General features: G+C 68.3%; 8 protein-coding genes. 6 read left to right on the top strand and 2 right to left on the bottom strand.

Going from position 1 to position 6,959, the window contains the following annotated elements; genetic code table 11:
* Positions 1-243 precede the first annotated feature (243 nt).
* Positions 244-1,365, top strand: a complete 1,122-nt coding sequence (locus JWP60_RS00820) for a hypothetical protein (RefSeq protein ID WP_299785437.1) — start codon at positions 244-246, stop codon at positions 1,363-1,365.
* Positions 1,366-1,387: 22 nt separating this feature from the next.
* Here the strand turns inward: JWP60_RS00820 and JWP60_RS00815 are convergent, their stop codons facing one another.
* Positions 1,388-2,272, bottom strand: coding sequence for a transglutaminase family protein (locus tag JWP60_RS00815; RefSeq protein ID WP_299785435.1), 885 nt, complete (start codon positions 2,270-2,272; stop codon positions 1,388-1,390).
* A gap of 144 nt (positions 2,273-2,416) precedes the next feature.
* On the opposite strand from JWP60_RS00815, the gene JWP60_RS00810 reads away from it, so the two are divergent.
* Both JWP60_RS00810 and JWP60_RS00805 read left to right on the top strand, forming a co-directional pair.
* Positions 2,417-2,623: a dodecin gene (locus JWP60_RS00810; protein ID WP_299785433.1), complete on the top strand. Its 207-nt coding sequence runs from the start codon at positions 2,417-2,419 to the stop codon at positions 2,621-2,623.
* Positions 2,624-2,713: 90 nt separating this feature from the next.
* A complete protein-coding gene (locus JWP60_RS00805) occupies positions 2,714-3,952 on the top strand; it encodes an MFS transporter (protein WP_299785431.1) in 1,239 nt (412 codons plus the stop codon).
* A 241-nt stretch (positions 3,953-4,193) separates the two neighbouring features.
* On the opposite strand, the gene JWP60_RS00800 is transcribed toward JWP60_RS00805, so the two are convergent.
* Positions 4,194-4,400, bottom strand: coding sequence for a hypothetical protein (locus JWP60_RS00800; protein ID WP_299785429.1), 207 nt, complete (start codon positions 4,398-4,400; stop codon positions 4,194-4,196).
* Between the two features lie 191 nt (positions 4,401-4,591).
* On the opposite strand from JWP60_RS00800, the gene JWP60_RS00795 reads away from it, so the two are divergent.
* The 3 genes from JWP60_RS00795 (at position 4,592) to JWP60_RS00785 (ending at position 6,952) form a co-directional block, all read left to right on the top strand.
* Positions 4,592-4,843, top strand: coding sequence for a hypothetical protein (locus tag JWP60_RS00795; protein ID WP_299785426.1), 252 nt, complete (start codon positions 4,592-4,594; stop codon positions 4,841-4,843).
* A 38-nt stretch (positions 4,844-4,881) separates the two neighbouring features.
* Positions 4,882-5,394: a nucleoside 2-deoxyribosyltransferase gene (locus JWP60_RS00790; RefSeq protein WP_299785424.1), complete on the top strand. Its 513-nt coding sequence runs from the start codon at positions 4,882-4,884 to the stop codon at positions 5,392-5,394.
* Between the two features lie 151 nt (positions 5,395-5,545).
* Positions 5,546-6,952 carry an IS30 family transposase gene (locus JWP60_RS00785; protein ID WP_299785422.1) on the top strand — a complete coding sequence of 469 codons (1,407 nt, stop codon included), beginning with the start codon at positions 5,546-5,548 and terminating at the stop codon, positions 6,950-6,952.
* Positions 6,953-6,959 lie beyond the last annotated feature (7 nt).

Genomic DNA, 6,959 nt, shown 5'->3' with positions numbered 1-6,959 from the left:
CGCCTGCCGCTCGGGCCCGGCCTGCGGCGACACCAGGGCCGCGGCGAGGGCGAGACCACCCACCAGCGTCGCCGCAGCGGCGCCGGCCCAGCGCGGGGGCAGGCTTGGCAGGGGTGGCGCCGCGACGGCATCGCTCGCGGGCAGTTCAGACGGGAGTTGACGAACCAGGTAGCACATCGCAAGCTCCTTGGGGATTCGTCCCGCCAGTATGGTCTGTCGGGGCCGGGATGCAAGGAGACATCGATGGCTTTGTTGCAGTGGTTCTCGCTTCCGGTCGCGCTCGCCTGCTTGCTGGGCAGCGCGGGTTGCGCCGGTCCTGTTGGCTCCGTGGCCGCGAACGGACCGCCGGCCTACCAGGTCGACGCTTCCTGGCCGCAGCCGCTGCCCAACCGGTGGATCCTGGGACAGGTCAGTGGCGTGGCCACCGGTCCTGACGACCACGTCTGGGTGCTGCAGCGCCCGGCCAGCCTGACCGAAGACGAGGCCGGCGCCACGGCCAGGCCGCCGCAGGGCGCGTGCTGCCTGCCGGCCCCGCCGGTGCTGGAGTTCGCACCCGACGGTCGACTGGTGCGCTCCTGGGGCGGGCCGGGCGCGGGCTACGACTGGCCCGGCAACGAGCACGGGGTGCACGTGGACGCCAAGGGCTTCGTCTGGATCACGGGCAACGGCAACAACGACGGCCAGATCCTGAAGTTCACGCGCGAGGGCCGCTTCCTGATGCAGATCGGCAAGACCGGGCCGCAGACCATCAACGCCGACCTCACGCGCCTGGGGCGGCCCGCCGCGGTGGAGGTCGACGCGGCGGCCAACGAGGTCTACGTGGCCGACGGCTACCAGAACCGCCGCGTGATCGTGTTCGACGCCGACACCGGCGCGTACAAGCGGCACTGGGGCGCCTACGGGCGCGCGCCGGTGGACGACAAGGTGGAGTCGCGGCGCACCGTGCCACCCACGCAGGCGCAATTGCAGAACTTCGGCACGCCGGTGCACTGCGTGCGGGTAGCGCAGGACGGGCTGGTGTACGTGTGCGACCGCCTGAACAACCGGGTCCAGGTGTTCCACAAGGACGGCAGCTTCGTGCGCGAATTCATGGTGCAACCGGAGACCACCTCGAACGGCTCGGTCTGGGACATCGTGCTGTCGCGCGACCCGGGGCAGCAATGGCTGCTGCTCGCCGACGGCCGCAACAACCAGATCTGGACCATCGATCGCGCCACCGGCGCGGTAGCCGGCAGCATCGGTCGGCCGGGCCGCTATGCCGGCGAATTCCACTGGGTCCACGACCTGGCCATCGACTCGCGCGGCAACCTCTATGCCGGCGAGGTGGACACCGGCAAGCGCGTGCAGAAGTTCGTGCGCCGGTGAGGCGGCGCGGTCGCGCGGCGCTTCACACGTCCGTGGTCGACAGGGCGTCGGGCGTGCGGTAGGGCTCTCGCAGCACGCCGTCGACGCCGCTTTCCGCCCGGATGCCCAAGGCCATGGCAAAGGGCGCGACGTCGCCGAAGATCGATGCGTAGGCCGAGTCGGCGGCATCGCGGCCCGACGTGAGCCGCACGAAGCCCATCGGGATGGCCGTGCCCGAGGGATCGAACATGTACCAGCGGCCGCCAAGATAGGCCTCGACGTAGGCATGGAAATCGGTGGGGCCGAGCGCCGGGTCGGCGCCGAAGTCGAGACCCGTGGTGAAGCGGGCCGGGATGTTGACGGCCCGGCACAGCGCGATCATCAGGTGGGCGCAGTCGCGGCAGACGCCGCGCCCTTGCGCAAGCGTGTCGCAGGCGCCGGTCGTGCCGCTGGAACTGCCGGACTCGAAGCGCACGTTGCGCTGCACCCAGTCGCAAATTGCCTGCACCCGCAGGTAGCCTTGCGGCAGCGTGCCGAACTGCTGCATCGCAAATGCGTTCAGCTTGTCCGACTCGCAGTAGCGGCTGGGGTAGAGAAAGGGCAGCACGGGGCCGGGGAGGCTGGCGATCGGGATCTCCGGCACGTCGGCGGGATGCTGCCGATGGTGCTGGATATCGAGCAAGGCCGCGTAGCGCAGCACCAGCTCTCCCGGGTGCGCGTGCAGCCGCAGGAAGCGGCCGCCGGATTGCGCGTCGCAGTATTCGTTCAGCGGCACGAACTGCGTGGTGGTGAGCGACTCCCACAGCACCTGCTGGCGCGGAGTGCGCGCCGCCTGCACGTTGAAGATGAAGTCGGCGCCGCCGGCGTTGACCTGGTAGGACAGGTCCACCTCGTAGCGCAGGCGCACGGGGGCGTCGGGGGCGTTCATGCCGCTCCTGCTTGCTGGATGGGGGGCTGGGACATGGCGGGGCGGGTACTGCGGGAAAGACTTCACTGTACCCGTTGCGCCCCGCCGCGGGCGTCGGCGCAGAGCGCAATCGGATCACAATGCGGCGTCCACGAAGGAGGCGCCATGTCCGATCACGTCTACAAGACCATCGAGCTCACCGGATCGTCCACCAGCGGGATGGAGGACGCCGTCGCCACGGCGATCGCCAAGGCGAACGAGAGCGTGCGCAACATGCAGTGGTTCGAGGTGATCGAGACCCGCGGCCACATTCGCGACGGCCGCGTGGCCCACTGGCAGGTGACGCTGAAGGTGGGCTTCACCCTCGAATAGCGGCACGCGTGCTGCGCGGCGGGCGCATCGCCTGCGGCGACGCGGTGGTGTGCCGGGTGCCGGCGAGCCCTGCCGCCTAGAATCGGCCCGATGTCGAACGTGCGGGAGTTGCGGGAAGTCGAAGGCCTGGTGCGCTTGCTGGTGTCCCGCATGGTCGGCGGTGCGGCCACGCAGATGCTGATGATCGCCGCCGCCTGGCAGATGTACGAGCTGACCGGGAGCGCGTGGGACCTCGGCCTCATCGGCCTGTTCCAGTTCGCGCCCGTCCTGGTGCTCACGCTGGTGGCGGGGCATGCGGCCGATCGGTTCCACCGCGTGCGCATCGTCGCCGCGGCGGTCGCGCTGCAGGGCGTGGGCGCCGCCATCCTCCTGGGTGCGACGCTCGCCGGATGGCTGTCGCGCGAGCTGCTGATCGGCGTGTCCGTGCTGCTCGGGGCGGCCAGCACCTTCCAGCGGCCGGCCCAGCAATCGCTGGTCGGCAGCATCGTGCCGCTGCGCCTGCTGGCCCGCGCCATGGCCTTGAGTTCCTCGGTGTACCAGGCGGCGGTGATCGGCGGTCCGGCGCTCGCTGGCCTGCTGTTCGCGATCGGCGGCGCGGCGGTGTACGGCACGGCCCTGGTCTTCCTGCTCGTCTCGCTGGTGCTGGTGATTCCTATCCGTTACGCGTGGCAGCCGGGCGCGCGCGAGCCGGACACGGGCCGCGCCATGCTCGCCGGGGTACGGCTGGTGCGGGCCAATCGCATCCTGCTGGGGGCCATCTCGATGGACCTGCTGGCCGTGCTGCTGGGTGGCGCCACGGCGCTGCTGCCGGTGTTCGCCAAGGACCTCCTGCATGTCGGACCGGTGGGCCTGGGCATGCTGCGCTCGGCGCCGGCGGTCGGGGCCCTGCTGATGTCGGTGCTGCTGTCGCGGTCGCCGATCGAGCAGGGCATAGGGCGTCGCCTCTTTGCGGGGGTTGCGGTCTACGGCTGCTGCATGATCCTGTTCGGGTTGTCCCACAGCTTCCTGCTGTCGCTGGCCGTCCTCGGGGTCTCGGGCGCGGCGGACATGGTCAGCGTGGTGGTGCGGCAGACGCTGGTGCAGACCGAAACGCCCGACGCGATGCGCGGCCGGGTCGGCGCCGTGAGCTCGATGTTCATTGGCGCCAGCAACCAGCTGGGCGAATTCGAGTCGGGCACCACGGCCGCCCTGTTCGGGCCGGTCGCCTCGGTGGTGATGGGCGGGGTCGGCACGCTGTTCGTGGTGGCCTTGTGGTGGCGCCTCTTTCCCGGTCTGGCGCGGCGCGAATCCTGGATCGCACCGGCTGCGGCCGCCGCCGGTCAGCGCTGAATGCACTTTCGTCCCGCTGGCGCGGAGCCTGGCAGAGCGAAGGTGCCGAAGGTGCCTGCCACGAAGGTGCCGCGCTTGTAAGCAGTTGAGTCGCCACGTGCCGGATGCTTTTTCCTGCACTAAGCTACGTTCTGCATGGACCTACGTCGATCAGCTCCTCAGGTTGAAACAACGCCATGCTTCAGCCCGCGCATTGCGCGGGCTTTCTTTTTCCGGCGGCGCCAAGCCGCGGCGGCGGGCTTCAGGAGCCGAGGCCCCGCTTCTCGATCTCGCGGGTGATGCGGGCGAGTTCCTCTTCGATCTCGCTGCGCTGGCGACCCGTCAACGACGGATGATGCAGCTGCTGATGCAGCAGGACCATGATCTCGGTGAGTTTCGCCGTGCTCCAGGTTTCGACCTTTTCCGACCGGCCATGGAGTGCACTGCGCAGGTACCTCAGGATGCTCATGGGGGCATGCTAGCCGGCCTCGGCCGTGAATCCCGGTCGCTTCTGGCGCTTGCGTTGTTTTTCCTCGTTTGCCTCGCCAGTGGCCGACCGGTGCGTGCCGTCGTCGCCACAGTCGCGCTGGACCGCCGGGCGCCCGAGTGGCGGCCATCCTGCGCATTTGTTAAGGTCGGGCTAGCGCAACAGGAGCCTCGATGGAATTTCTCAGCAACCTGCACATGGAGATCAAACTGCTGTTGGTCGCGAGCGCCTTGGCCCTGTTCGCGGCTTTGGTGAGCGGCAACAAGAAGAAGGAGCATCGCTACATGGCGCTGTTCGCGGTGCTGATGGTGGTGGCGGGCGTGCGTTTGAAGCACGAAGACGAGCAGGAAGTGGCCACCGACCGGCTCGCCACGGATGTCGCCGTGAGCCACGCCAAGAGCGTCGCCCGGCCGGTGGCACGCTGAGCGCGGGCGAGCATGGCGCGGGCCGCGACAATGCGGCCGTGCCTCCTCAACGCCTCTATCTCGCCGGCCCCGACGTGTTCCGGCCGGACGCCGCCGAACACGGGCGGCGCCTCGTTGCCCTGTGTGCCGACTACGGCTTCACGGGCGTCTTCCCGCTGGCCGATACGCTGCCTGAGCTCGCCAGCCCGCAGGCGCTTGCGGCCCATATCTACCGCGCCAACGTCGCGCACATCGATGCCTGCGACGCCGTCGTGGCGAACCTCGATTTCTTTCGCGGCCCGGAGCCGGACAGCGGCACCTGCTTCGAAGTTGGCTACGCGATCGCGCGCGGCAAGCCCGTGGTGGCTTATGTGCCGGACAACGGCAGCTTCGCCGAACGGATTCGCCAGCGTCATCCGCACGCCGTGGGCGAGGGCCTGCTCGATGCGGCGGGCTGGCAGCTGGAGGAATTCGGGCTGCCGCTGAACCTGATGCTCGGCGTGCCCTGCCGGGTGGTCGTGGGGGACTTGCGCGCGGCCCTCGAGGCCTTGCAGGCAGCGCGCGCAAGCTGACCACCTGCTCATTGCCACTCCCCGCGCATGGGCTCGGCTCACGCCGCGAATGCCGGGAATCTCCCCCGCTGGGTCATGGCGGCGGTATTTTTCCATTCTGTACTGGGTGGGTTCAACCCATCGTCGCAACACGTCCACAATGGAGATTCAAATGGACGTGAAAACGGGTAAGACGAGGCGATCCCTGCGCGCGAAGTTGCGCTCACCAGGGCGCCCACCTGTCTTGCATCGCGCAGCGAGATGGCCGTTCTGGCAGGCGATCGCCCGAGGGCTCACCAGCGAGGACGCTGCGGGGGTTGCTGGTGTGTCCGTGGCCGTAGGTACGCGGTGGTTCCGACAATGTGGCGGTATGCCACCATCTCATCTCGCACCGTCAGCGCCGGAGCCCACCGGCCGATACCTTTCGTTCGGCGAGCGCGAACAAATTGCCCTGGCGCGCGCCCGCGGCGAGGGTGTCCGGGAGATCGCGCGCCAACTCGGGCGTGCCGCTTCAACGATTTCGCGCGAATTGCGCCGCAACGCTGCGACCCGCGGTGGCGGTATGGAGTACCGTGCTCACACGGCGCAATGGCATGCTGATCGTGCTGCAAGGAGGCCCAAGGCGGCGAAGCTGCTGACGAACCCTGCGCTGCGAAAGTACGTGCAGGATCGCCTCGCCGGCAACATTGCGACGCCAGGAGGTAGGACGATCGCAGGGCCACAAGTGGCTTGGAACGGCCGACGACGCGGGCGACGGCAAGCTCGCCGATGGTCACGAGCGTGGAGCCCACAACAGATCGCGCACCGGCTGCAAATTGACTTTCCAGACGACTCCTCGATGCGCATCAGCCACGAAGCGATCTATCAAGCGCTTTACGTGCAGGGACGCGGGGCGCTACGCCGCGAACTGACCACGTGCTTGCGCACAGGCCGTGCGCTGCGCATGCCGAGGGAACGTGTCCGAGGTCGCGGAAAGGCGTTCTTGACGCCGGAGGTCATGATCAGTGAACGGCCGGCCAGCGTTGAGGATCGGGCTGTGCCTGGCCACTGGGAAGGCGACCTCATCCTCGGATTGGATAGCTCGGCTATCGGGACGTTGGTGGAGAGGACGACGCGATTCACGATGCTGCTGCATCTGCCGGCGATGCCGGGTCACCGGCAGCAGCCGCGCGATAAGCGAGGCCCCGCACTGGCTGGCCACGGAGCCGAAGCCGTCCGCCAGGCAATTACTCACGCAATGAAATCGCTGCCGAAGCAGTTGAAGAAGTCTCTGACCTGGGATCAAGGCACGGAGATGGCCCAACATGTGAGGCTATCGATCGACACGGGACTGGAGGTCTATTTCTGCGATCCGCAGAGTCCCTGGCAGCGTGGCACCAACGAGAACACCAACGGGCTGCTGCGCCAATACTTCCCTAAGGGCACTGACCTCAGCGCACATCGAGCGACCGATCTCCAGGCTGTAGCACTGGCCTTGAACACGAGGCCACGCAAGACGCTCGCATGGCTGACCCCTGCAGAGGCTCTCAACGAACTGCTAACCTCGGCCGGCAAACGAAGTGTTGCGACGACTCGTTGAATGCGGG

Source organism: Ramlibacter sp. (assembly GCF_028291745.1).
In the GTDB taxonomy this organism is placed as follows: domain Bacteria; phylum Pseudomonadota; class Gammaproteobacteria; order Burkholderiales; family Burkholderiaceae_C; genus Ramlibacter.
This window is presented reverse-complemented; position numbering and strand designations above follow the sequence as displayed.

Bases quoted from the DNA above. Each gene is read 5' to 3' on its own strand.
- JWP60_RS00820 (WP_299785437.1), top strand. From the start codon at position 244: ATGGCTTTGTTGCAGTGGTTCTCGCTTCCGGTCGCGCTCGCCTGCTTG.
- JWP60_RS00815 (WP_299785435.1), bottom strand. From the start codon at position 2,272: ATGAACGCCCCCGACGCCCCCGTGCGCCTGCGCTACGAGGTGGACCTG.
- JWP60_RS00810 (WP_299785433.1), top strand. From the start codon at position 2,417: ATGTCCGATCACGTCTACAAGACCATCGAGCTCACCGGATCGTCCACC.
- JWP60_RS00805 (WP_299785431.1), top strand. From the start codon at position 2,714: ATGTCGAACGTGCGGGAGTTGCGGGAAGTCGAAGGCCTGGTGCGCTTG.
- JWP60_RS00800 (WP_299785429.1), bottom strand. From the start codon at position 4,400: ATGAGCATCCTGAGGTACCTGCGCAGTGCACTCCATGGCCGGTCGGAA.
- JWP60_RS00795 (WP_299785426.1), top strand. From the start codon at position 4,592: ATGGAATTTCTCAGCAACCTGCACATGGAGATCAAACTGCTGTTGGTC.
- JWP60_RS00785 (WP_299785422.1), top strand. From the start codon at position 5,546: ATGGACGTGAAAACGGGTAAGACGAGGCGATCCCTGCGCGCGAAGTTG.